Origin of the sequence: Sulfurovum zhangzhouensis, assembly GCF_030347965.1 — a bacterium.
In the GTDB taxonomy this organism is placed as follows: Bacteria; Campylobacterota; Campylobacteria; order Campylobacterales; family Sulfurovaceae; genus Sulfurovum; species Sulfurovum zhangzhouensis.
This window is the reverse complement of the sequence record NZ_JAQIBD010000001.1, coordinates 943,117-965,080: the sequence shown is the minus strand read 5'-3', so window position 1 is coordinate 965,080 and position 21,964 is coordinate 943,117. Positions and strand designations below refer to the sequence as shown.

Genomic DNA, 21,964 nt, shown 5'->3' with positions numbered 1-21,964 from the left:
GTTCAAAAAATGTTACCAAATCGTGATATTCTTGGGTTAACATCACTGCATGAAGTATCGATCAATTTTTGTTTCAGACATACATTTAGGTACCAAGTTCTCCCAAGCTGATGCATTTTTGGACTTTATGAAGTCCAACGAATCTGAAAACCTCTATATGGTGGGGGATATTATTGACGGTTGGGCATTAAGACGCAAGTTCCGTTGGAAACAGGCACATTCTGATGTAGTTCAAAAAGTACTCAGAAAGGCTAGAAAAGGTACCAATGTATATCTGGTCACAGGAAACCATGATGAGTTCTTGCGTCCTTTTTTACCTTTGATGCTTGGGGATAATTTGGAAGTTGACGACGAGTTTGAATATGTGAGTATTGAGGGCAAAAAATATTTTATTACCCATGGGGATATATTTGATTCGATCACTTTGACCAAAAAATGGTTAGCCGTCTTGGGAGACTATGGCTATGAAATGCTGCTCAACCTCAATCACTTTTTGCACTTTTTTAGACAAAAGCTGGGGGTAAAGCGATACTGGTCACTTTCGAAATATGTCAAAGACAATGTAAAAAAATCCGTTAGTTTTATCACCGACTTTGAACAGATCCTTGCACAGCATGCAAAACATAAAGGCTACGATGGCATTATCTGCGGACATATCCATAAGGCCGAAATGAAAATAATAGACGGGATAGAGTATAAAAATTCCGGGGATTGGGTGGAGTCGTGTACCGCTCTTGTAGAAACACTAGATGGAGAGTGGAAAGTTATCCATTGGCATGATGATGAAAAACATTAGGATTCTGCTATTCACAGATACACTGTGTGATGTTAACGGAGTTTCGCGTTTTATACAGGATATCTCAAAGCTTGCCCATCAAAAAGAGCTAGCATTTTATGTAGTGACATCAACGGCAAAAATATGTCCTGATCTTTCTAATGTGCAGATCATAAAACCTTTATTTCGAACCAAGATGCCATTTTATCCCGAACTGGATCTTGTTCTTCCATCCTATAAAAGACTAAAATCCATCACTGAGGAGATCGACCCTGATGTCGTGCATATCTCAACTCCAGGTTTTGTGGGGTTAATGGGGCGTAGGATTGCCCAGAAAAAATCCATACCTATGCTGGGAACTTATCATACTGACTTTCCTGCATTTGCTTATAAAAACATGCCGTATAAAATCGTAAAACATATCGGAAATAAAGTGATGGAGTATTTTTATCGTGATTTCAAAGCACTTTTTGTTCGAAGCGAAGCCTATAAAAAGATCGTGCAGGAAGATGTCAAATTTGATCCTGAAAACATTCATACACTCAAAGCAGGGATAGATACCCGGAAGTTTAATACCAGTTATAAAGAGATGGGTATTTGGCAGATGTACGGCATTCCTGAGACTTCGGTCAAAGCACTCTATGTAGGCAGATTTACCAAAGAGAAGAACTTCCCGTTACTTTTGGAGTTGTGGAAAGCGTACTATCTGCAAAGTAAAAACAAAAATATCTATCTGATCGCTGTGGGAGGTGATCTGGATGAGTCTTTATTTGAAAGGTACCATATCAAGTCACTGGGTATCAAAAGAGGCGAAGAGCTTTCAAAGATCTATGCCAGCAGTGATCTTTTTTTGTTTCCTTCAACAACGGATACATTGGGACAGGTAGTAATGGAAGCAATGTCTTCAGGATTACCTGTTTTAGTCAGTGATGAAGGGGGTCCCAAAACGTTGATAGGCGATAAACAGCAAGCGGGTTATGCTATCAATGTGAATGACCGGATATTGTGGCTGGAAAAGATAAAAGTATTGATGGAAAATAGATCTCTCCGAGAAAAACATGGTGAAAACGGGCATAAAATAATCGCTGAAATGGACATTGCAAAAAGCTTTGATGCATTCTGGGAAGTACATATGAACTGTAATCATAATGTAACCGTTTTGTAATGCTTGTGTAATCAAGAACTTCTATTATTTCATCATAAATAGGAGTCAAGATGACACATATGAAATATGATACAAATCTAAGTATGATTTCCCAGGACAAGATTGACAAGCTCATTAAAAAGATCGGTAAGTCTCTTTTCCTTGATGATGAGGTTGCCCGTGCTCTGATCTATAAAGAGTGGGAAACGGTAGAGTCATTATTTGAAAAATATAAAAAAGTAAAAGACGTACACAAACATCTGCTTTTGCAGATCGATGGTAACTATAGGGGGTCAGTATGCAACAACTAAGTGTTGAGAGCTATATGGTACATCATTTTCCTAAGATAGAGCAGTTTCCTCATACAGCAAAGAAACTGCTTTTTTGTGGAATGAAGAAACTTTTTCACGAAAACCAGATCAATGAGTTTTTGGTAAGTAATAGAAACAAGGATGCGTTGAGTTTCATAGAAGCTATCATTGATTATTTTGATGTGACGATCGGACTTAAAAAAGATGAAATGACACGTATCCCTTCTTACGGTCGTACCGTGATCATCGCTAATCACCCTTTGGGTGCACTGGATGCTTTGGCATTGATCCACCTTCTCAAGGATGTACGTAAAGATATCAAGATCGTAGCCAACTCATTTTTAGGACAGTTTGACAATCTGAAGGATATTCTAATCCCTGTGGACAATATCAACGGGAAGATGGACAGACAGGTTGTAACAGGAATCTATCAGGCTTTGGAAGAAGAAAAAGCAGTGATCATTTTCCCATCAGGTGAGGTGAGTAGAGCAAGACCAAATGGTGTGAAAGATACAAAATGGAAAAACGGCTTTTTAAAGATCGCAACGAAGATGAAAGCTCCAATCCTGCCTATCTACATTAAAGCGAAAAATTCAAAGAGCTTCTATATGCTTTCGATGATCAACCGCTCACTGGCTACAGCAACACTGCCGCATGAGATGTTCAAGGGAAGAGGGAAGCAGATCGACTTTACTATCGGTAGATCAATTCCTTATGAGTCTTACAATATCCCTCTACCTACCAATGAAAAGGTCAAGCTTTTACGCAAACATTTTTACAAGATAGCAAAGAGCAGAAGAGAGCTTTTTAAAACTGAAAACCCTATATCTATGGCAGAAACGCCAAGTGAGATCAAAAAAGAGCTCAAAAACGGGACACTCCTTGGAGAGACTTTGGATGGGAAGAGTATTATCCTTTATGAGTCAACCCAGGAAAACTGTGTGATCAAAGAGATAGGAAGGTTAAGAGAGATCAGTTTCCGGTTTGTCGGTGAAGGTAGCGGTAAAAAAAGGGATATCGATGGATTTGATTTTTATTATAAACATCTGATCATCTGGGATAATGAGCACTTAGAGATAGCAGGTGCATACCGTTTGGGCGTCACTGGCGAAATTGTAGAGGATTTTGATATTGACGGACTATACTCATCTTCACTCTTTAAATACCATGAAGGTTTTGAACCGCAGCTTGCAAGCGGGATAGAACTTGGGCGTAGTTTTGTTCAGCCTAAATACTGGAACTCAAGAGCATTGGATTATCTATGGCAGGGGATTGGTGCATTTGTCAAGAGCCGTCCTGATATCCGTTACCTCTTTGGTGCAGTGAGTATGAGTGACAGCTTTAATGAAAAGGCTAAAGCATTGATGATCTACTTCTATTCACACTATTTTGCCGGTAATGAGGTTATGGTTACGCATAAAAACCCATATTATCTCTCTTCTGAGATGAAAGCATACTGCGATTCTATCTTTAAAGGAGATGATTACAAGGGTGATCAGAGAGTGCTCAAAGAAGAGTTGGGGTATATGGGATATATGATCCCGACACTTTATAAACAATATGCCGAAGTATGTGATGAGGATGGTGTAAAATTTCTCGACTTTGGATATGACAAAGATTTCAATAACTGTATAGACGGCTTTATAGTCGTTGATCTTCATAAAATGAAAGAGAGCAAGAAAAAGAGATATATCGGATAAACATCTCAAGAAAGATGTCATATTGACATCTTTTTAGCTCTTTTTGTGTTGATAACGCTACACTTCTACCATGAGTAAATTACAGATCTTAAAAGACTATTTTGGGCACAACGGTTTTAGACCTCTGCAAGAAGAAGTGGTAGATGCGATCCTTGCAAAACAGGATGTGTTAATGATCCTCCCTACAGGCGGTGGAAAATCACTCTGTTATCAGCTGCCTACACTTTTGATGGAAGGTGTGACTGTGGTGGTCTCTCCTCTACTGGCATTAATGCATGACCAGGTGACGGCTCTAAAAGCCAATGATATTAGTGCTGCAATGCTCAGTTCAATGCAGACACCTGAAGAGTCCGGGCATATAGAATCACAGCTCAGAGCAGGTAAGATCAAACTGCTTTATGTCGCACCCGAACGTCTGCTAAACCCATATTTTCTAGGTTTTTTACAGCAACTGCCTATCAATTTCTTTGTGATAGATGAGGCACACTGTGTGAGTGAATGGGGTCATGAATTTCGTGAACATTATCGCGGACTGTCACTACTCAAAGAGCGTTTCCCTCATACACCTATTGCAGCTTTTACCGCTACTGCAACAAAAGTGGTTGAAGAAGATATCGCCACGAATCTACGACTTGATACACCTAAAAGAGTAAGAGGTTCACTTTTTCGTAGTAACCTTACCATCCAGGCACAGCATCGTATCAAAGATGGACGGGAACAACTTTTGGAGTTTTTAAAAAGCTATCAGAACGACTCAGGTATCATCTATACTCTTTCAAGAAAACAGACCGAGTCAGTTGCTCACTTCCTCCAAACCAAAGGGATAGAGGCACATGCGTATCATGCAGGGCTCAGTACAGAAGAGAAGAACCGCACCTATAAAGCATTTGTAGAAGATAGGATTCAGATCGTGGTTGCTACGATAGCATTTGGTATGGGAATTGATAAAAGCAATATTCGTTTTGTCATACATCTCAGTCTTCCAAAGACACTGGAGAATTACTATCAGGAGATAGGGCGTGCCGGAAGGGATGGATTGGACTCTGAGACACTTTTGCTTTTCTCGGCACAGGATATCATCCAGCAAAAAGCATTTATCGAAGCATTACCCGAGACCCCTTATAAGCAACATGCCTTTGATAAACTCGATGCTATGATCAGGTTTTCGAACTCAGAGAGTTGCAGGCACCAAAGCATTGCCGCATATTTTGATGATAGGATAGAATTATGCAGCGACAAATGTGACAATTGTACGACAACCGAGATCCAGAGAACCGATATCACAGAAGCTTCACGTAAGATGCTCTCTGCAATTTATCGAACTGGACAGAACTATGGGTTGCATTATCTTATCGATGTTTTGCGCGGTAGTAAGGAACAAAGAGTTTTGCAAAACGGTCACGATAAAATCACCGTTTATGGTATCGGTGAAGAGTTTACCCGCAACCAATGGTTGACAGTGGGTGACAAGTTATTGGAACTTGGAGCGGTAGAGCTTGGAGAGTTTAAGGTATACAGGTTGACACAGTTTGGCGTAGAAGTACTAAAGGGGGGCCATACCATCGAGATCAAGAAAGAGCGTCTGAGTATACAGAAAGCAGAGCCGAAACGTAAGGTAACTTTCTTTGATGATTACGATGTAGCACTTTTTGATAAGTTACGGGATCTTCGTGCCCAGATCGCTGAAGAAAACGCTATTCCTCCTTATATCGTCTTTTCTGATAAGACGCTCAAGGATTTAAGTGCCAAAAAACCTCTCACTAAAGAAGAGATGCTTCAAGTACACGGTATTGGCGAAGTAAAGTATGATCGTTACGGAGAAGAGTTTCTTGCGCTTTTAAAGGAACAGTAGGGTCTCTTTCATTTCATCAAAGGTATAATACTGCTTATGGAAGATAGAACAATAAAACCTCTTTGCGGGATAGATGAAGCAGGTCGAGGACCGATTGCGGGATCATTAGTGATGGCTGGTGTGGTGTTAACAGGAAGTGTGGAGGGCTTAATGGACTCCAAAAAGCTTACTGAGAAAAAACGGGAAGCACTCTTTGGTGAGATCATCCAGAACAGCCGTTATCATATCGTCACATTTTCAGCGAGTGAAGTTGATGAACTGGGCATCTCGAAGTGTTTACAACAAGGATTGCAGGCGATCCAAGCACATCTTTGTGAATGTCATTACCTTTTTGACGGGAACAGTACCTTTGGTGTGGATAATATCACTACAATGGTGAAAGCAGATGATAAAGTCGAAGAGGTGAGTGCAGCAAGTATCCTAGCTAAAGTTACAAGGGATAGGGAGATGCTGGAGCTTGCCAAAAAATATCCTGAGTATGGATTTGAACAGCATAAAGGGTATGGTACCAAAGCACATATCGAGGCGTTGGAAAAGTATGATAGATGTGAAGTACATCGCAAAACTTTTCGGATCAAAACATTGGATGAACCTACGCTGTTTTGATCACTGCATCAAGACACCGTTTATGCTCAACATACCGTTTTCAAGTTTGATCTGATAGGTTTTATTGCCGTTTTTTTCTTTTGGCTGGAACATCATCATGGTAATGAGTGCTTCAGGCTGCTGTGCGATAAAAGTGTGCAAGGTCTCTGAGAATGTGAGGTTTAGATCTGCTTGTACCGCTGTCAGGCCTAACATAGGGTTTGCCTGCAAGTCAGCCAGCTTAAGGTTTTTATCGATATCGACCTTTGCCTTGAGCGAAAATCCATCCATCTCTTTGTGTTGCGTATAGAGTTTATTTACGGAGAGTTTTAGGATCTCTATTGAAAGTCCTTTAGAGATGATCTCTTGTACGAGCTTATCGATCTGCTGTTGCTCTGCTGGGTCTACCTGCTGGAGTGCTTCAAAAGACTTGATATCAAGATTGGAAACTTTCATATCAAGTACCAAGTCAGTGATCTTACTTGTTTTTTTCTCTTCTGTAACCGTGATGGTCTCTATGGTTGAACTTACTTCACTTTTGGCAAGATCGTTTTGCAATATTGTTGTTGTATTTACTTCCAAATTATTGATCGTTATACTCTCATTTGAAGCATCTTCAAAAGAGATTTTTTCCATACTATAGCGTCCGGTGATATCATAGCGTGATGGTCCGGTAAGTTGATAATGGCTCTTAAGCCCAAGGAGTTGTATCAATAGTTCATCTTCAGCGTTGATCAGGAAGCTTTCAAGTGTTTGGTCTACTGAGATGACTTTTTCAGTGTCCATTTCGCCGTTAAAATGCATTGCTTTCATCTGCATTATCACTTTTCCCCCCGGCTCACTGAAGGTCTCATCGATATCTTTGATATACCCCTTGAAAGCGTTAAGCATGATGTTGATATCAATATGCATCAAAAAGGCTTTTTTATCAAAAAGAGTGTTGATCCTGGCAAGTGTTTCTTTGTCCTCAGTACTTAATTTGCCTTGGGTGAGAGTAATTGGCAGTGCTGTGGGATAGAGATCAAAAGAGATTGAAGAGTAGTTGTCTTTGAGGTAAGTGAGGTCCACCCCGATTTTCATACCTTTAAAAGAGGCACTCTCTTCATCCGTAAGGGAAGCACCTTGTGTATTAAGATAGTTAGCTATCTTTGCAGTATCGTTAAAAACGATTTCAAAGTGCTCTTTATTTTTTGAAACTTTTCTCTCTTCGATCCCAAAACCTTGAGATCGTAGAGTGTGAAGTTCTTTGTCGACTTCAGCTTTAAGTTCTTGTGTCAATTTTGAAGAGCCTACGGAAACATAGTAGAGCACTGCAGCGATCGCTATGCTGATCACACCAAGCCCGACCTGTTTTAGACTCATGTTATCTATCCTTTGTAGATCTCTTTAAGGTGATCCATCTTTTTACCCATATTGAGCAGAGCCATATCGGCTAAGGTGAGTGCCATCATTGCTTCACACACGACTGCTCCCCTGATCGCTACACAAGGATCATGACGTCCTTTGAGGTTACATTTGACCTCTTCGTTATGTGTTGTGATCGTGTCTTGCTCCTGGAAGATAGACGGTGTAGGTTTGAAATGGGTTTTAACGATGATCGTATCTCCATTACTGATACCTCCCAGCATTCCTCCTGAGTGGTTGCTTTTAAAGCCGCCAAGAGTGATCTCATCATTGTTTTCGCTTCCTTTGAGATGAGAAGAGGCTACACCATCACCGATCTCCACGGCTTTTGCTGCATTGATCCCCATCATCGCTTCAGCCAATATGGCATCAAGTTTATAGTAAAGCGGCTCACCCAGTCCAATCGGTACACCTGTTGCAGTAGTAAGTACTACCCCTCCTACAGAATCGTGTGCTTCTTTGGCTTTGAGGATCGCAGCTTCCTGCTCGGCCTCTTTATTAGGGTCTAGCGCATACAGTTTTGATCTATTGGCAAATTCAAAATCCAGCACTTCTCCTTTGATACCGTCAACTTCACATAGCCCGCTTTGGATCTCTATTCCAAGTTCACGTAGCATCAGTTTGGCGATTGCTCCTCCGGCTACTCTGGCTGCAGTTTCACGTGCCGAGCTTCTTCCTCCGCCACGGTAATCGCGTAAACCGTACTTATGAAAATAGGTAAAGTCTGCGTGGCCTGGACGGAAGAGGTCTTTGACATTATCATAGTCTTTTGATTTTTGGTTGGTATTGTAGATGATCATCGCGATAGGGGTACCGGTACTCACACCATCAAATACACCTGAAAGAATCTCTACTTTATCATCCTCTTTACGTCCGGTTTCCAGTTTGCTCTTACCCGGTTTTCTTCTATCCAGTTCAGACTGTATAAACCCCTCATCGATCGTAAGTCCTGCAGGTACACCATCAAGGATACAGCCAATGGCTTTTCCGTGTGACTCACCAAAGGTGGTCAGTGTCAGTTTTTTCCCAAAGGTATTCATTTTTTCAGTTCCTTTAATGCGATCTGTGCGGCTTTTTGCTGAGCATCTTTTTTGCTTCTTCCTTTTGCCTTCGCGATCGTTTTACCATCCAGCGTAACGGCTATCACAAACTCTTTTTTATGATCAGGACCGGAAGAGTCAAGCAGCTCATAGGTCGGTGTGATCCCGTGTGTAGCCTGAGTAAGCTCCTGAAGTGCAGTTTTAAAATCTTTTGAAAGAGAATCAAGATCGATCTTTGGATGGCACTCCTCAATAAGTGCTATAGATATCTGTCTGGCTTTCTCAAGGCCTGCTTCTAAATAGATAGCGCCGATCACTGCTTCAAAAGCATTGGAAAGCAGTGAAGGTTTATCTCTTCCGTTATTGTTCTCTTCTGCTGCCGAGATATAGATATACTCACCCAGATTGATTGCTCTGGCGATCATTGTAAAGCCCCGCTCATTTACTAATGAGGCTCTTATCTTTGAGAGTATTCCTTCATCCGATTTCTCAAATTTTGTAAAGAGATATTCACCGACGATCAGGTCAAGTACTGCATCTCCCAAAAATTCCAGCCGCTCATTATTGTAAGGCTTTTTATAACTTTTGTGTGTCAAAGCCTCAATAATCAATTGCTTATTTTCAAATGTATAGTTCAGCCTATTTTCCAGTTTACTGTAATGGCTCATAAAATCTCCTATTTTAGTGATTGTTGTATACGTTCAGCCTCTGCACGTGCAAGGTCATCACAACGTTCATTTTCTGGGTGTCCGTCATGACCCCGTATCCAGGTTCCATGTATCTTATGCGGTCCGGCAGCCTCGAGGTAGGCTTCCCACAAATCGACATTCTTAACCTTCTTAAATCCCTTTGCTCGCCACCCCTCTAACCATTCATTGATCGCTTTGACCACATAAGAGCTGTCAGAGATCACTTCCACTTTACAGGGTTCTTTCAAGAGCTTTAGCCCTTCAATGACAGCGCGCAGCTCCATTCTGTTATTAGTAGTGTGTTCTTCTCCGCCCACGTACTCTTTGCGTTTGCCTTTATACTCCAGTATTCCTGCATAACCGCCGGGACCTGGATTTCCAAGGCTTGAGCCATCAGAATAAAGAGTAATCTGTTTTCGGGTTTGATTTTGCAATATGTTCCTCAACTTCTACTGTGTGTAATGCCATACAGTTCGGACAACGTTTAAATGCAATAGGAAAACTCTGTTTACATTTGGTACACAGGTATGTGAAATGCAGGTCTCCCTCTTTAAAGCCATTTTGTTTTGCCGTTGCCAGCATATCTAGCGCAAATATTCCGCTTTTGGTTGCCGGCTCCAGTGTATACCCTTTGGCATAGTAGAGTGTTTTTAGTTGTTCATTTTGTGCAATTATATCTAAACTCAGTTGTGACTGGGGTAAGAACCAGAGGATGTCGATAAGCTCTTTGATACGTGTTGTATCTATAGACTGCCATGCTGCCTTGGTATCCAGCTGGAACAGAACACTGATGATCTGTCTATAGAGTTTCGGTTCACTTTGCAGAAGCTCCAAAAGCTGTTCAACTTTTTGCTCTTTTGGGAGGGTTTTGTCTGCTATAAGTCGTGAAAGTGTAAGAAAATTACTCAGTGCATGTGTCTCTTCTCCTAAAAGTTCCAGAGGCTCTAGTATCTGCGTAGCTTTAGAATAGTTTTGCATCTTTTCAAAGACCACTTCGAGCATATAGAGCGCTTTTACATGACGCGGTTTCTTGCGAAGTACCTCTTCATAAATTGTTTTTGCACGCTCCAAAAAACCTGCCTGAAAGTAGGTTTTCCCCAGTTTGACCATAAGTTCGAGTTTTGAATTCTCTTCTTGGATATTTTTGATCAGATAAAGATAGATATTGATCGCCTTATGGTATTCTCCTGCATTGTCAAATGCCTGTGCAAGGAGTGCCAGAGGTTTGAGCATATGCTCATCAAATGGCATTGTAGTTGTATCAAGAAGACATTCTGAGGTATCAAATTTCTCTAAAAACTTTAAGAGGTTTCCCTGTTCTTTTTGCTGTTTGTACAGCCCCCATGCATAAGTGACCAAAGAGATGATCAGGGCTATAACAATGATCAAAAGTATACTGAACAGCGGATCATTATATGCCGGTAAGATATTTTCCAAAGTAGTCCCTCTTTTCCTCTCGATCGAAGCGAGAAAAAATTGTTCTAGATTATAGCAAATTAGATATAATGCCACTATGATTGATAATGCCTCCATTGAATCCCTAAAAAACAGTATCGATATTGTAGATGTCATCGGTAACTATATAGAACTGAAAAAAGCCGGTGCCAACTATAAAGCCAACTGCCCTTTTCACGGAGAGAAAACGCCTTCGTTCGTGGTAAGCCCAAGCAAGCAGATCTACCACTGTTTTGGCTGTGGAGCGGGGGGAGACAGTATCAAGTTTGTGATGGAATTAGAGAAACTGAGTTACCCTGAAGCGATAGAAAAACTGGCTTCGATGTTCAATTTCTCTTTACGCTATACCCAGGGAAGTTCGGATTACAGTGATGCAAAACGTGTGCTGGAGGCTGTACAAACATGGTATGTAAAAAACCTTGATCAAAATCACACAGCACAAAAGTATCTTGCAGATAGAGGTATCAGTGCTGCATCGATAGAGAAGTTCGGGATCGGCTATGTACCTTCAGGTATGCAGGTAATGCAGTTTTTGGATAGAACCATGCTGCCTAAACCTCAAGCTGCCGAAGCAGGGATTATCGCCCAGGGAGAGAGAGGAGAATACTATGCCAGATTGGTTGAACGTATTACTTTTCCGATCTATTCACCTTCAGGTTCAATCGTAGGATTTGGCGGCCGAACCATTACCAATCACCCTGCAAAATATATCAACTCTCCTCAAACCAAACTTTTTAACAAGTCAAGATTGCTTTACGGATATGATGTGGCAAAAGAAAGTATCTATAGTAAAAAGCAGCTTATTGTCTGTGAAGGGTATCTGGATGTGATCATGTTCCACCAGGCAGGATTTAGTACTGCAGTAGCTACACTGGGAACGGCATTGACCACAGAGCACCTTCCTTTACTTAGAAAAGGTGAGCCAAAAGTAATTCTGGCCTATGATGGTGACAATGCAGGTATAGCAGCAGCACTCAAAGCTTCGATCATGCTTTCCAGTGCAGGTTTTGACGGTGGTGTAGTTCTCTTCCCGGATGGACAAGACCCTGCAGATTTGATCGCAAAGGGACAGAGTGATGCTGTTGCAAAATTGCTTAGAGAATCCAAACCCCTCATCCCGTTTGTGATAGAAAAAACGATAGAGTCTTATGACCTTTCTGATCCGAGGGCAAAAGAAGCAGCTTTTGGCCAAGTCAAACAGTTTTTGGAAGGACTGAGTCCGATCATCAAAGATGCCTATATCCCATTGGCAGCAACACAGCTTGGGATCTCAGCTGCACTCTTTGGAAAACAAACACAACCTTCCAGAGCCAAAGAGAGTTTTTCACAACAAAAAGATGATATTGGCCAGTTGAGTATCCTGAAAACAATGCTTGAGAAACCTGATCTTATTGATTCTGTACTGGATGTGATAGATATGGAGATGTTCGGAAGTTATGAGCCTCTTTTTAATGCAGTACTTAACGGACCCCGTGAAGATTCAAGACTAATGAGGATTCTTGTGGATGAAACGATACAGGTGATGAGCGAAGAAGAGCTTGAACGTTTCTTATGCAACTTTTTGATGCGTCACTATGATAAAGAACTCAAACGTATTGTTGCAGACCAACATATTCCATTTGCCAAAAAGAGTTTTCTCATACGAAAAATCAAAACAGATATTATCCCACGTTTAAAGCGTGGAGAGCTTGTAGCCTACGATAAAGATTTGTTTGCCTAGCTGTAATTTACTATTTTATTTTACCGATATAGGCATCAGGAAAAATCTTGCGGTATGCAGGAAGCAGTTTTGTGAGATGCTTTTTCTTATCAGTCGGGATAGTGTGGACGTAGATAAATCTATCTGTTTTATAGGTGTTTACGGTTTTTTTGAGTGCAGGTGAGAAACGGTCAATCGTATTTAAAATATGTATTTCGTTATTGATATCGAAAACTCCAAGCCTTACTGTAAACATAGGTGATGAGATCAGGAAAGTAGAAAATATAAGTGGGATGATTACAATACGAAACATAAAAAACTCTTATAAAATTTGATTTTGTTGGTTAATTATAGTGTAAAAAAAAGTTTTTGTAAACGATTAAAAAATGAGTAGTTGGTGACCCCACGGAGACTCGAACTCCGGTAACCAGGATGAAAACCTGGGATCCTAACCGCTAGACGATGGGGCCAACAATCAATTAAAAGTATAAACAAGCTAAAATGGTGACCCCACGGAGACTCGAACTCCGGTAACCAGGATGAAAACCTGGGATCCTAACCGCTAGACGATGGGGCCAACAATCAATTAAAAGTATAAACAAGCTAAAATGGTGACCCCACGGAGACTCGAACTCCGGTAACCAGGATGAAAACCTGGGATCCTAACCGCTAGACGATGGGGCCAACAATCAATTAAAAGTATAAACAAGCTAAAATGGTGACCCCACGGAGACTCGAACTCCGGTAACCAGGATGAAAACCTGGGATCCTAACCGCTAGACGATGGGGCCATCAGCAACTTGTGGACGGCATTATATAAATTTAAAGCTTAGAAATATCTTAAAAATTGAGTGGTTAAGAGCTAAATTAGGACTAAAAATGAAAAAAATAGGTTTTTTCGGGATAATTTTATTAATGGTAAGTATCAGTGGATGTGCAAGGCATTCCTATGTCAAACAGGATTCTGCACTGATCGTCTTTAAAACGCCGACATTCAAATATGCGGATATGGGTTTTATCTATGAAGGCAAAGAGGAACTTAAGGTTGAGATCTACAGTAGCGGGCAGGTACTTACTTCATTAAACCTTTTTCATGGGCAGGTGTGTATGAGCACACTTCAGTGTATGTCAGAGGCCAAGTTCAATGCCGAAGTTTTGAGTAGACATTACCCTGATTCGTTATTACGAAATGTATTTGGCGGTAAAGCGATCTTTGATAAACAAGGATACACCTTGAGTCGTAACGGCTTTACACAAAAACTTTTCAAAAGCGGTAAATACGATATTGAGTACACTGTTTTAAACCGTCAGATTGTATTCCGTGATACAATAAATGAAATTCTGATTAAAGTAAAACAACAAGGATAAGAGTGAAAAAATTTGTAGGTGCGCACGTAAGTGCAAGCGGCGGTGTGGAGAATGCACCGCTTAATGCAATGGAGATAGGGGCTAAAGCTTTTGCCCTGTTTACCAAGAATCAAAGACAGTGGAAAGCAAAGCCCTTAGAGACTAAGTCCATCGATGCATTTCAGAAGAACCTGGAGGCTTCGGGTATCTTGCCAAAATATGTTTTGCCGCATGACTCATATCTGATCAACCTTGGGCATCCTGAAGTAGAACAACTTGAAAAATCCAGAGATGCCTTTATCGATGAGTTGGAACGATGCAGGATACTCGGACTTGATAAACTGAACTTTCATCCCGGTTCACATTTGGTGAAACTTCCTAAAAAAGATCCGCATTACGAAGAGAAATTACTTGAAGCCGAGCTTGGCTGTCTGGATGTCATAGCAGAATCCTTAAACATAGCGATAGAGGCTACTAAAGATTCTAATGTGAAACTGGTGATCGAAAATACTGCAGGTCAGGGGAGTAATCTCGGTTATAGATTTGAGCATATGGCACATATCATTGATAAGATAGAAGATAAAACGCGTGTGGGTGTCTGTCTGGATACATGTCATACTTTTACGGCAGGATATGACCTGCGTACACGTGAAGCCTATGATCAAACGATGGGAGAGTTTGACCGTATCGTAGGTTCAAAGTATCTTATGGGGATGCACATTAATGATTCAAAGCCGGCACTTGGTTCACGTGTGGATAGACACCACTCTTTAGGACAGGGAGAGATAGGATGGGATACCTTTGGATTTATCATGAATGACAGCCGTATGGATGACATCCCGTTGATATTGGAGACTATCGATGAATCGATATGGGCAGAGGAGATAGAAGCACTTTACCGTTTGGTAAAGTAGCCTCTATGCACTTGTGTAAGTTTTTGTACAAAGGATTTACACAAGTTCATAAAGGGTGGACATATAATAAGGAGGAGAAAATGAAAATGGTAAAAGGTTTGGCGTTAAGTGCCGCAGCAAGTTCACTGGTTTTGGCAGGCGGGTATAAGTTGCCTGAAAACTCGATCAACTCAACTGCTTTGAGTGCAGCTTATGTTGCCCATACCATGGGTGCAGATACAGCATATTTTAACCCTGCAAATATGGCATTTATGGAGGATAAACATTATGTTGAGGGGGCATTGACCCTTGTGCGTCTTCCTTCCAACGAGTACATGCTGATCGATCCTTATTCAGGGGAATCCAATAATGAGAATATTCTTGTACCTTCAGGGCATTATGTTTCTAAAGCGATGGGTGATTTTAGATGGGGTGTGAGCCTTGTTGCTCCGGGAGGGCTCACTAAACAATGGGAGACCCCTATTCAAAAACTTTTTGCCGAAGAGTTCACGCTGAAAATCATCGAACTTAATCCATCATTTTCGTATAAAGTCAATGATCAGTTTGCCATCGGTGGTGGTGTAAGGGCGATTTACAGTGAAGGTGTGGTGAAGAGTGACGGTGCCGAGGCCAGTACTATACCGGGGTTTGAAGGTTATAACCTAAAAAGGGTAATGGAGGGTGATACCGTAGAGTTTGGATATAACCTGGCATTAGCTTACCGCCCTGCATCAGATATCAATGTTGCTGTGACCTACCGTTCAAAAGTAGACCTAAGAGAACAGGGAACAGCACAACTTTACTATAGCGGTGCACTGGTCTATGATGGAGATTCGTGTGTATCCGTTCCTCTGCCGGCAGCACTGAATGTTGCCATCTCTAAAACATGGGATGAGAAGTTTACTTTAGAGTTTAACTATGAAAGAACCTATTGGTCAGCGTATGAAGATCTTGATTTTAATTATGCAGCGGCATTGCCTTCTCCGGAGCTAACCTATTTCTTTGATGCGCCAAAAGCAAAAAACTGGAAAGATACCAATACGTTTAGAGTAGGGGCTACAATGGAGCTCAATGAGAAATTGACAGCGATGATGGGATTTGCGATCGATAAATCTCCTGCGCCGCTTGAGACACTCGGATTTGAACTTCCCGATAGTGATGCAAAGATCTTTTCTATGGGATTCAGGGTCAAGCAGAGTGAACAGCTTTCCTGGGGTGCGTCATTCCTTTATGATTCAAAAGAGTCGATCTCTATGCCTGCCGGTATCAGTGACAACCCGATCCTTGCAAATGGAGGAAGCTTTCATGAAGGTGGAGCCTTCCTAACAACAGTAGGTATCGCTTACGAGTACTAAGATGACATACAGCTTCAATAGTTTTTATGAGCTTATCGGTCATCAGGGACAAAAGTATAAAAATAAAACTGCACTTTTTGTCGATAATGAAAAGATCACCTATGCAGATATTTTGCAAAGAGCTGATGCGATAGCAGCATTCCTAGTATATCATGGCGTACAAAAAGGTGATAAAGTTGCACTTTTTTTAAGAAATTCTCCGGAGTTTGTCTATACTGTTTTTGCCGCCTCCAAGCTTGGAGCAGTCGTTGTGCCGATCAATACGTTTTTGAAAGAAGAAGAACTCTCCTATATTCTTGAAGACAGTGCCAGCACCGTACTTATTACTTCAAAGATACATGAAAAGGTTGTTAAAGCCAGCGATGCAGAAAAACTCTGTAATTTCATTGTATGGGAAGGTGAAGCATTCGAACCCTTAGATGAGCAAAATTATAGTTATGATGAAGCAATAAGATTTGATCAAAGTATCAAAGCAAATACATCCGGGCTGGAAGATACAGCGGTCATTTTTTATACCTCCGGAACTACCGGAAGACCCAAAGGTGCAATGCTCTCGCATAAAAATATTTTTTCCAACTCTATAAGCGGAATCCAGCATATCACTCTGAAAACAAAAGACAGGGGAATTATTTTTCTGCCGATGTTCCACTCTTTTACCTTTTCGATAGGGATCATTCTGCCTTTATATGCAGGTGCCAGTATTGTGATCATCAAGTCGCTGCAGCCATTTTCAAATATCTTTAAGCAGACACTGCTGAAGCGTGTAACACTTTTCTTTGGTGTCCCCGATGTCTATAATGCACTCTCTAAAGCAAAACTGCCTTGGTACTTTATGTGGTTTAACAACCTGCGTGCCTTTATTTCAGGTGCAGCCCCTTTGCAGCCAAAAACACTCGATGCTATGGCCAAGAAATTTAAACGTGCAAAGCTGCTTGAAGGATATGGACTCAGTGAGGCAAGTCCGGCAGTCTGTATGAATACGCTGGAGAAACAAAAAGCAGGTTCTGTTGGAACGGCACTGGCCGGGTATGAGATGAAAGTGGTGGATGAGAACCTTGTGGAGCTTCCAAGGGGCAGTATAGGAGATATTATCGTCAAAGGCGATAATGTTATGCAGGGCTATTTGAATCATCCGGACATTACAGAAGAAACCATCATCAATGGTTGGCTTCTTACCGGAGATATGGGGTATATAGATGATGAGGGGTATCTTTTTATCGTTGACAGAAAAAAAGACCTGATCATCTCCAAAGGGATTAATATCTATCCAAGAGAAATAGAAGATGTGATCGATGGGTTTGAGGGTATCAGTGCATCCGCGGTGATAGGTGTTGCCGATGAAAAGAGCGGTGAGATACCTGTAGCCTATATCGAGCTTGATGAAGGTGTAGAGAAGATAGACGATACTGCCCTCAAAGGATATTTACGGGAACATCTGGCAAACTTTAAGGTGCCAAAGCATATCTATATCATTAAAGAGCTTCCAAAAAATGCCACAGGTAAGGTACTTAAGCGTGTACTTAAAGATAAATTGAAAAAAGATGAACTGTAAATAATGAAAGCAATCACAAATGCCCATCTGATAATTGATGACAAGATCATTGAAGATAAGGTGCTGCTCTTTGACAAAAAGGTCATTGATATCACTGATAATGTGCCTGAAGATATAGAGGTCATTAATGCCAAAGGTGCGTATGTGAGTGCAGGGTTCATAGACCTGCATATACACGGTGCAGGGGGAGCAGATGTTATGGATGCGACGCCTGAAGCACTTGAGATGATATCCAATACACTGCTTCAGACAGGGACTACCTCTTTTTTGGCTACGACAATGACAATGTCAACCAAAGCCATTGACACTGCTTTACAAAATGTCAAAGCGTATAAGGATAAAGTGAGTGGTGCCAGTGTACTGGGTATCCATTTGGAAGGCCCTTTCATTAACGCCTCCAGGCATGGTGCACAGGACGAAAAGTATATTCAAAAGCCGGGTTTTGATCTGATAGTCGATCATATGGAAGTCATCAAAATGATCACATTGGCTCCTGAAGTTGAAGGGGCTGAAGCATTTATCCGGCATCTTAGTGATAAATACCCTCATATCATTCTCAGTGTAGGGCACTCAGATGCAAGTTATGTTCAATGTAAAAAGAGCTTTGAATGGGGGGTTTCACATGCCACGCATCTCTTTAATGCTATGAATGGATATCATCATAGAGAACCGGGGATCATAGGGGCAGTGTTTGAGAATGATGTAACATGTGATATCATCCCTGATCTGGTACATACCCATCCTTCAACTTTGGAGTTGACCTATCGTATGAAGCAGGATAAGTTGATCTTGATCACCGATGCGATGAGAGCAGGGTGTATGAAAAATGGTATTTACGATCTTGGAGGGCGTAAAGTGATCGTAAAAGAGGGTAAAGCGGAGCTTGAGGACGGTACATTGGCCGGATCGGTACTGCGTCTTAATGATGGCCTTCGCAAGATGATGACTCATACCTCCATGTCATTAGTTGAAGTTGTCAACAGTGTGACCAAGATCCCTGCAAGTAAACTTGGTGTTACCAAAGGTGAATTACGTCAAGGGTATGATGCTGATATAGTCATTTTTGATGAAGATTTCAGTATCATAGCAACAGTAGTAGCCGGAGAGCTAAAGTATACGAGGTAATGTAATGTTTGGATTATTTAAACGTAAACAAAGAGAGGTTTTTGCCCCTGTAGACGGTCAGGTAGTTTCTCTTGATCAGGTAAATGATGAGGTGTTTTCCCAAGGCTTAGCAGGAGATGGTGTAGCGATCAAACCTGTCTCTGACATCTTTAGAGCACCGATCTCGGGTAAAGTCACTAAAATCTTTGGAACCAATCATGCCTACAGTATCAAGAATGATAAAGATCTTGAGGTGATGGTACATATCGGTCTGGATACGGTAGCTTTGAAAGGCGAGGGATTTGAACGGCTTGTAGAGGAAGGGGATATAGTAGAAGCAGGAGATCCGGTCATTAAAACTGATCTTGCTTATCTTGGTGAACATGCCAAGGATACGATTACTCCTATACTGATCACTGATGAGAGTGATGTAAAAAGTATAGAGAAAAAACTGAAGATCGTCAAAAGCGGCGATGTAATTATGGAGGTGAACTAATGCCTGAAGGTGATAACTTATACTACTATCTTGCCTATGCGATCGTTGTGGTTGTTTTTATCGTTGTGTTGAAGATGCCTAAAAAAAAGAAGGACGAGCATAGCAAAAAAGGACCTGTCTCTACATCTAAGAAATTTAATAAAGATATTGAAGATCAACAAAATAAAATAAAGGATATCTAATGGCATACAATGAACTAACGCCTGAAGAAGAGTATGTGATACTGCATAAAGGAACAGAAAGACCATTTACAGGAAAGTACTTTGACCATAAAGCAGATGGTGTATACACATGTAGACAATGCGGTGCACCGCTTTTCAAGTCTGATGCAAAATTTGACAGCGGAACAGGATGGCCTAGTTTTGATGATGCTATCGAGGGTGCAGTAGCTGAAGTTCCGGATGCGGACGGAAGACGTGTAGAAATCGTCTGTGCAAAGTGCGGCGGTCACCTTGGACATGTCTTTAAGGGCGAGGGCTTTACCAATAAAATGACAAGACACTGTGTTAACTCAATCTCTCTAGATTTTGAAGCCGATAAATAAGACCCAATACATCTTCGTCATCGATCCGATGTGCTCATGGTGCTGGGGATTTCACCCTGTCATTGAGCGCCTGCGCCGGGAGTATGAAGGTATCTATACTTTTTCTTTGGTAGTAGGCGGGTTACGTACAAAAGGTGCGATGCTGTGGGATGAGCCGACCAAAAACAAACTCAAAGCCACATGGCAGCAGGTTGCTGACACGACCGGTCAATACTTTACAGATAACCTCTTTAAACTTGACTATTTTGAGTATGACACCTATCCCGCCTGTAAAGCGGTAGTGGCGGTAAGGGAGCTATGGGGAGATGATGCATCCTTTGAGTATCTTAGCAAGATACAAAGAGCTTTTTATGTTGATGGATTGGATATAACACACCTACACTCTTTGGTATCATTTATTGAGCCTGATAGACAGAAGGACTTTACCACCTTTTTTGAAAGTGAACGTGCTGAAGTTCTTTTGCGACATGACTTCTCAAAAGCCCGTTCAATGGGGGCTAATGCCTTTCCTTCAGTTGTCAAAATAGATAGTGACGGGCATATGATGTGTAAAAAAGGTTTTCAAAGGTTTGATGAGATTATCATAGATACTTAGATCTCAAGGATCATCTTGATCCCATCTCCGTCAGGGTAATAGTCCTTGAGTAACTTAAGAGGTTGAAAACCAAGTAATTGATAGAAATATAGGGCTTGCGAATTGGTAGTTTTTACCTCTAAAAGAATATGTTTTACCTTCTTGGCCGCATAGCTTTTAAGGTAGGTGATCAGAGCACTTCCTAACCCTTTCTGTCTAAATTCTGTTGAAATAGCGATCGAGTAGATGCGCCAACTTTTTGTATAGGTGAAAAAAAGAAGGTATCCGACAACCTTGCTGTCAATTTTTACAACAAGAATTTGCTTCTTCTTGATATGGTAAAGAAAGTTTCTTCTAGAAAGCGGGTAGCTGTTTTTATCAAATGTATTATTCTCTATCTCAAGCAGCTTCTGAAGATCACTGTGTAGGGCAAAGTCTATCTGCATCAGTTTTTTTGATAGATACTGTATTTAGGCAATAGCTTTGCAGGTCGGTAAGAGAGTTTGACTTTTTTAAGGTTTTCAAATCCCATATCATCACCCGCATTGATATAAAGTGAACCATAGTGTTCTTTGAGCAATTTGCAAAATTCCCTAAAGATGAATTGTGCCGAACCCAGAATGTCAAACTCGGTTTTTTCTATCAGTATGGTCGCAGTGGTTTCGTTGGTCCTTTCACCTACGGTGAATCCCATTACATTATCGTCGATACGCAGTATCATTCCAAACAGTCCCATCTCTTGATAATATTTGAGTATCCTTTTTATGGCAAAACGTTCATAATTAATACCGTCAAGAAAAGCGTCAAGTTCCACTTTTGGCATATACTTCATACGGTTAATGACCCATCGGTTGAAAAGTTCGATGATCTCTTCTGTATGGATCGCAGGATCCAGAAGTTCTGTAGTGAATCCGGGATAGTTCTTTTTGAACTTGTTGATCTCTGTACGTTTGGTATGGTAACCGTTACCACGCAGTTCGATAAGATCGTCTATATTGTAGACATAGTCTGCCAGTTTCTTTTCGATGAGGTAGTTTTCCAATATCTCAAAGATATCCTGGCCTTCCACATTTTCGACAAAATTGGTCATATAATACTCATCGACATAGTCGATACGTGAGAGATATTTTGAAGAGTTATTGAGGTTCATGACCTCAAAGCACTCAATGATCGCATCATTGATACGTTCTTTTTTACCTAATGGCGGTAAAAGCATGGAAAGTTCTCCGCCGTTAAGGATAAAAAGGCAGAAAGTATCTTTGACAATTGTGTAAAACCCGCTGGAGTTTGCCAGCCACATAAAGTTTGCTGCAAACGAGTAGTCACTGAGGCTGCTGTGAACCTCCTGGAGATACTGTTCCATCAATTCTTTCGTGTGAATAGTAAAGGGTTTAAGTAAGTAGTTCCCTATACGAAAGTCGACCATTTTTTTCCTTCTTTATAAA

The 21,964-nt window shown here is 41.1% G+C and carries 24 protein-coding genes and 4 tRNA genes; 16 read left to right on the top strand and 12 right to left on the bottom strand.

Annotated features, from left to right (window positions below):
* Positions 1 to 49 precede the first annotated feature (49 nt).
* From PGH07_RS05030 to rnhB, 6 genes are all read left to right on the top strand, one after another.
* Positions 50 to 796 (top strand): UDP-2,3-diacylglucosamine diphosphatase, encoded by a 747-nt coding sequence (locus tag PGH07_RS05030; RefSeq protein ID WP_289413035.1) that lies wholly within the window; start codon positions 50 to 52, stop codon positions 794 to 796.
* Positions 783 to 1,940 (top strand): glycosyltransferase, encoded by a 1,158-nt coding sequence (locus tag PGH07_RS05025; protein ID WP_289413033.1) that lies wholly within the window; start codon positions 783 to 785, stop codon positions 1,938 to 1,940. The genes PGH07_RS05030 and PGH07_RS05025 overlap by 14 nt, the downstream gene beginning before the upstream one ends.
* A gap of 50 nt (positions 1,941 to 1,990) precedes the next feature.
* On the top strand, positions 1,991 to 2,230 hold the full coding sequence (locus PGH07_RS05020) for a hypothetical protein (RefSeq protein ID WP_289413032.1): 240 nt from the start codon (positions 1,991 to 1,993) through the stop codon (positions 2,228 to 2,230).
* Positions 2,218 to 3,930, top strand: a complete 1,713-nt coding sequence (olsF, locus tag PGH07_RS05015) for a bifunctional ornithine lipid synthase OlsF (protein ID WP_289413031.1) — start codon at positions 2,218 to 2,220, stop codon at positions 3,928 to 3,930. Before PGH07_RS05020 ends, olsF begins: the two co-directional genes overlap by 13 nt.
* 70 nt (positions 3,931 to 4,000) lie before the next feature.
* On the top strand, positions 4,001 to 5,782 hold the full coding sequence (gene recQ, locus PGH07_RS05010; RefSeq protein ID WP_289413030.1) for a DNA helicase RecQ: 1,782 nt from the start codon (positions 4,001 to 4,003) through the stop codon (positions 5,780 to 5,782).
* 36 nt (positions 5,783 to 5,818) lie between these two features.
* Positions 5,819 to 6,388 (top strand): ribonuclease HII, encoded by a 570-nt coding sequence (gene rnhB / locus PGH07_RS05005; RefSeq protein WP_289413028.1) that lies wholly within the window; start codon positions 5,819 to 5,821, stop codon positions 6,386 to 6,388.
* On the opposite strand, the gene PGH07_RS05000 is transcribed toward rnhB, so the two are convergent.
* Genes PGH07_RS05000 through PGH07_RS04980 form a run of 5 tightly spaced genes read right to left on the bottom strand, consistent with a single transcriptional unit; the run spans position 6,389 to position 10,937 of the window.
* Positions 6,389 to 7,729, bottom strand: a complete 1,341-nt coding sequence (locus tag PGH07_RS05000; RefSeq protein ID WP_289413026.1) for a YdgA family protein — start codon at positions 7,727 to 7,729, stop codon at positions 6,389 to 6,391.
* A gap of 5 nt (positions 7,730 to 7,734) precedes the next feature.
* Positions 7,735 to 8,811, bottom strand: a complete 1,077-nt coding sequence (gene aroC, locus PGH07_RS04995) for a chorismate synthase (RefSeq protein WP_289413024.1) — start codon at positions 8,809 to 8,811, stop codon at positions 7,735 to 7,737.
* A complete protein-coding gene (gene rnc / locus PGH07_RS04990) occupies positions 8,808 to 9,479 on the bottom strand; it encodes a ribonuclease III (RefSeq protein WP_289413022.1) in 672 nt (223 codons plus the stop codon). The genes aroC and rnc overlap by 4 nt, the downstream gene beginning before the upstream one ends.
* A gap of 8 nt (positions 9,480 to 9,487) precedes the next feature.
* Positions 9,488 to 9,934 (bottom strand): ribonuclease HI, encoded by a 447-nt coding sequence (rnhA, locus tag PGH07_RS04985; protein ID WP_289413020.1) that lies wholly within the window; start codon positions 9,932 to 9,934, stop codon positions 9,488 to 9,490.
* The gene (locus PGH07_RS04980) at positions 9,894 to 10,937 is read right to left on the bottom strand and encodes a tetratricopeptide repeat protein (protein ID WP_289413019.1); all 1,044 of its coding nucleotides are present in this window, start codon (positions 10,935 to 10,937) and stop codon (positions 9,894 to 9,896) included. Before PGH07_RS04980 ends, rnhA begins: the two co-directional genes overlap by 41 nt.
* Before the next feature lie 76 nt (positions 10,938 to 11,013).
* Here PGH07_RS04980 and dnaG point away from each other — a divergent pair, with 76 nt between their 5' ends.
* The gene (gene dnaG / locus PGH07_RS04975; protein ID WP_289413017.1) at positions 11,014 to 12,675 is read left to right on the top strand and encodes a DNA primase; all 1,662 of its coding nucleotides are present in this window, start codon (positions 11,014 to 11,016) and stop codon (positions 12,673 to 12,675) included.
* 10 nt (positions 12,676 to 12,685) lie between these two features.
* On the opposite strand, the gene PGH07_RS04970 is transcribed toward dnaG, so the two are convergent.
* From PGH07_RS04970 to PGH07_RS04950, 5 genes are all read right to left on the bottom strand, one after another.
* On the bottom strand, positions 12,686 to 12,967 hold the full coding sequence (locus PGH07_RS04970) for a hypothetical protein (protein ID WP_289413016.1): 282 nt from the start codon (positions 12,965 to 12,967) through the stop codon (positions 12,686 to 12,688).
* 82 nt (positions 12,968 to 13,049) lie between these two features.
* A tRNA-Glu gene (locus PGH07_RS04965) sits at positions 13,050 to 13,124 on the bottom strand.
* Positions 13,125 to 13,156: 32 nt separating this feature from the next.
* Positions 13,157 to 13,231 (bottom strand) — tRNA-Glu (locus PGH07_RS04960).
* A 32-nt stretch (positions 13,232 to 13,263) separates the two neighbouring features.
* Positions 13,264 to 13,338 (bottom strand) — tRNA-Glu (locus tag PGH07_RS04955).
* A gap of 32 nt (positions 13,339 to 13,370) precedes the next feature.
* Positions 13,371 to 13,445 (bottom strand) — tRNA-Glu (locus PGH07_RS04950).
* 88 nt (positions 13,446 to 13,533) lie between these two features.
* On the opposite strand from PGH07_RS04950, the gene PGH07_RS04945 reads away from it, so the two are divergent.
* The 9 genes from PGH07_RS04945 (at position 13,534) to PGH07_RS04905 (ending at position 20,540) form a co-directional block, all read left to right on the top strand.
* Complete coding sequence (locus tag PGH07_RS04945; RefSeq protein ID WP_289413014.1) at positions 13,534 to 14,022, top strand: hypothetical protein; 489 nt, start codon at positions 13,534 to 13,536, stop codon at positions 14,020 to 14,022.
* Positions 14,023 to 14,024: 2 nt separating this feature from the next.
* Complete coding sequence (gene nfo / locus PGH07_RS04940) at positions 14,025 to 14,915, top strand: deoxyribonuclease IV (protein ID WP_289413012.1); 891 nt, start codon at positions 14,025 to 14,027, stop codon at positions 14,913 to 14,915.
* Positions 14,916 to 14,995: 80 nt separating this feature from the next.
* On the top strand, positions 14,996 to 16,249 hold the full coding sequence (locus tag PGH07_RS04935; RefSeq protein ID WP_289413009.1) for an OmpP1/FadL family transporter: 1,254 nt from the start codon (positions 14,996 to 14,998) through the stop codon (positions 16,247 to 16,249).
* A 1-nt stretch (position 16,250) separates the two neighbouring features.
* Entirely contained in the window at positions 16,251 to 17,801 is a 1,551-nt protein-coding gene (locus PGH07_RS04930) for a fatty acid--CoA ligase (RefSeq protein WP_289413007.1), read from the top strand.
* 3 nt (positions 17,802 to 17,804) lie between these two features.
* On the top strand, positions 17,805 to 18,926 hold the full coding sequence (gene nagA / locus PGH07_RS04925) for an N-acetylglucosamine-6-phosphate deacetylase (RefSeq protein WP_289413005.1): 1,122 nt from the start codon (positions 17,805 to 17,807) through the stop codon (positions 18,924 to 18,926).
* 4 nt (positions 18,927 to 18,930) lie between these two features.
* Entirely contained in the window at positions 18,931 to 19,401 is a 471-nt protein-coding gene (locus PGH07_RS04920) for a PTS sugar transporter subunit IIA (RefSeq protein WP_289413004.1), read from the top strand.
* Entirely contained in the window at positions 19,401 to 19,583 is a 183-nt protein-coding gene (locus tag PGH07_RS04915; RefSeq protein WP_289413003.1) for a hypothetical protein, read from the top strand. The genes PGH07_RS04920 and PGH07_RS04915 overlap by 1 nt, the downstream gene beginning before the upstream one ends.
* Complete coding sequence (locus tag PGH07_RS04910; RefSeq protein ID WP_289413001.1) at positions 19,583 to 19,945, top strand: methionine-R-sulfoxide reductase; 363 nt, start codon at positions 19,583 to 19,585, stop codon at positions 19,943 to 19,945. Before PGH07_RS04915 ends, PGH07_RS04910 begins: the two co-directional genes overlap by 1 nt.
* A complete protein-coding gene (locus PGH07_RS04905; protein ID WP_289412998.1) occupies positions 19,929 to 20,540 on the top strand; it encodes a DsbA family protein in 612 nt (203 codons plus the stop codon). Before PGH07_RS04910 ends, PGH07_RS04905 begins: the two co-directional genes overlap by 17 nt.
* Here PGH07_RS04905 and PGH07_RS04900 read toward each other — a convergent pair.
* Positions 20,537 to 20,965, bottom strand: coding sequence for a GNAT family N-acetyltransferase (locus PGH07_RS04900; protein WP_289412996.1), 429 nt, complete (start codon positions 20,963 to 20,965; stop codon positions 20,537 to 20,539). The genes PGH07_RS04905 and PGH07_RS04900 overlap by 4 nt on opposite strands.
* Complete coding sequence (locus PGH07_RS04895; protein WP_289412994.1) at positions 20,965 to 21,945, bottom strand: DUF2156 domain-containing protein; 981 nt, start codon at positions 21,943 to 21,945, stop codon at positions 20,965 to 20,967. Before PGH07_RS04895 ends, PGH07_RS04900 begins: the two co-directional genes overlap by 1 nt.
* Positions 21,946 to 21,964: the final 19 nt, after the last annotated feature.

Excerpts from the sequence above, each read along its gene's own strand:
- PGH07_RS05030 (WP_289413035.1), top strand. The coding sequence starts at position 50 with ATGAAGTATCGATCAATTTTTGTTTCAGACATACATTTAGGTACCAAG.
- PGH07_RS05025 (WP_289413033.1), top strand. The coding sequence starts at position 783 with ATGAAAAACATTAGGATTCTGCTATTCACAGATACACTGTGTGATGTT.
- PGH07_RS05020 (WP_289413032.1), top strand. The coding sequence starts at position 1,991 with ATGACACATATGAAATATGATACAAATCTAAGTATGATTTCCCAGGAC.
- olsF (WP_289413031.1), top strand. The coding sequence starts at position 2,218 with ATGCAACAACTAAGTGTTGAGAGCTATATGGTACATCATTTTCCTAAG.
- recQ (WP_289413030.1), top strand. The coding sequence starts at position 4,001 with ATGAGTAAATTACAGATCTTAAAAGACTATTTTGGGCACAACGGTTTT.
- rnhB (WP_289413028.1), top strand. The coding sequence starts at position 5,819 with ATGGAAGATAGAACAATAAAACCTCTTTGCGGGATAGATGAAGCAGGT.
- PGH07_RS05000 (WP_289413026.1), bottom strand. The coding sequence starts at position 7,729 with ATGAGTCTAAAACAGGTCGGGCTTGGTGTGATCAGCATAGCGATCGCT.
- aroC (WP_289413024.1), bottom strand. The coding sequence starts at position 8,811 with ATGAATACCTTTGGGAAAAAACTGACACTGACCACCTTTGGTGAGTCA.
- rnc (WP_289413022.1), bottom strand. The coding sequence starts at position 9,479 with ATGAGCCATTACAGTAAACTGGAAAATAGGCTGAACTATACATTTGAA.
- dnaG (WP_289413017.1), top strand. The coding sequence starts at position 11,014 with ATGATTGATAATGCCTCCATTGAATCCCTAAAAAACAGTATCGATATT.
- PGH07_RS04970 (WP_289413016.1), bottom strand. The coding sequence starts at position 12,967 with ATGTTTCGTATTGTAATCATCCCACTTATATTTTCTACTTTCCTGATC.
- PGH07_RS04945 (WP_289413014.1), top strand. The coding sequence starts at position 13,534 with ATGAAAAAAATAGGTTTTTTCGGGATAATTTTATTAATGGTAAGTATC.
- PGH07_RS04935 (WP_289413009.1), top strand. The coding sequence starts at position 14,996 with ATGAAAATGGTAAAAGGTTTGGCGTTAAGTGCCGCAGCAAGTTCACTG.
- PGH07_RS04930 (WP_289413007.1), top strand. The coding sequence starts at position 16,251 with ATGACATACAGCTTCAATAGTTTTTATGAGCTTATCGGTCATCAGGGA.
- nagA (WP_289413005.1), top strand. The coding sequence starts at position 17,805 with ATGAAAGCAATCACAAATGCCCATCTGATAATTGATGACAAGATCATT.
- PGH07_RS04920 (WP_289413004.1), top strand. The coding sequence starts at position 18,931 with ATGTTTGGATTATTTAAACGTAAACAAAGAGAGGTTTTTGCCCCTGTA.
- PGH07_RS04915 (WP_289413003.1), top strand. The coding sequence starts at position 19,401 with ATGCCTGAAGGTGATAACTTATACTACTATCTTGCCTATGCGATCGTT.
- PGH07_RS04910 (WP_289413001.1), top strand. The coding sequence starts at position 19,583 with ATGGCATACAATGAACTAACGCCTGAAGAAGAGTATGTGATACTGCAT.
- PGH07_RS04900 (WP_289412996.1), bottom strand. The coding sequence starts at position 20,965 with ATGCAGATAGACTTTGCCCTACACAGTGATCTTCAGAAGCTGCTTGAG.
- PGH07_RS04895 (WP_289412994.1), bottom strand. The coding sequence starts at position 21,945 with ATGGTCGACTTTCGTATAGGGAACTACTTACTTAAACCCTTTACTATT.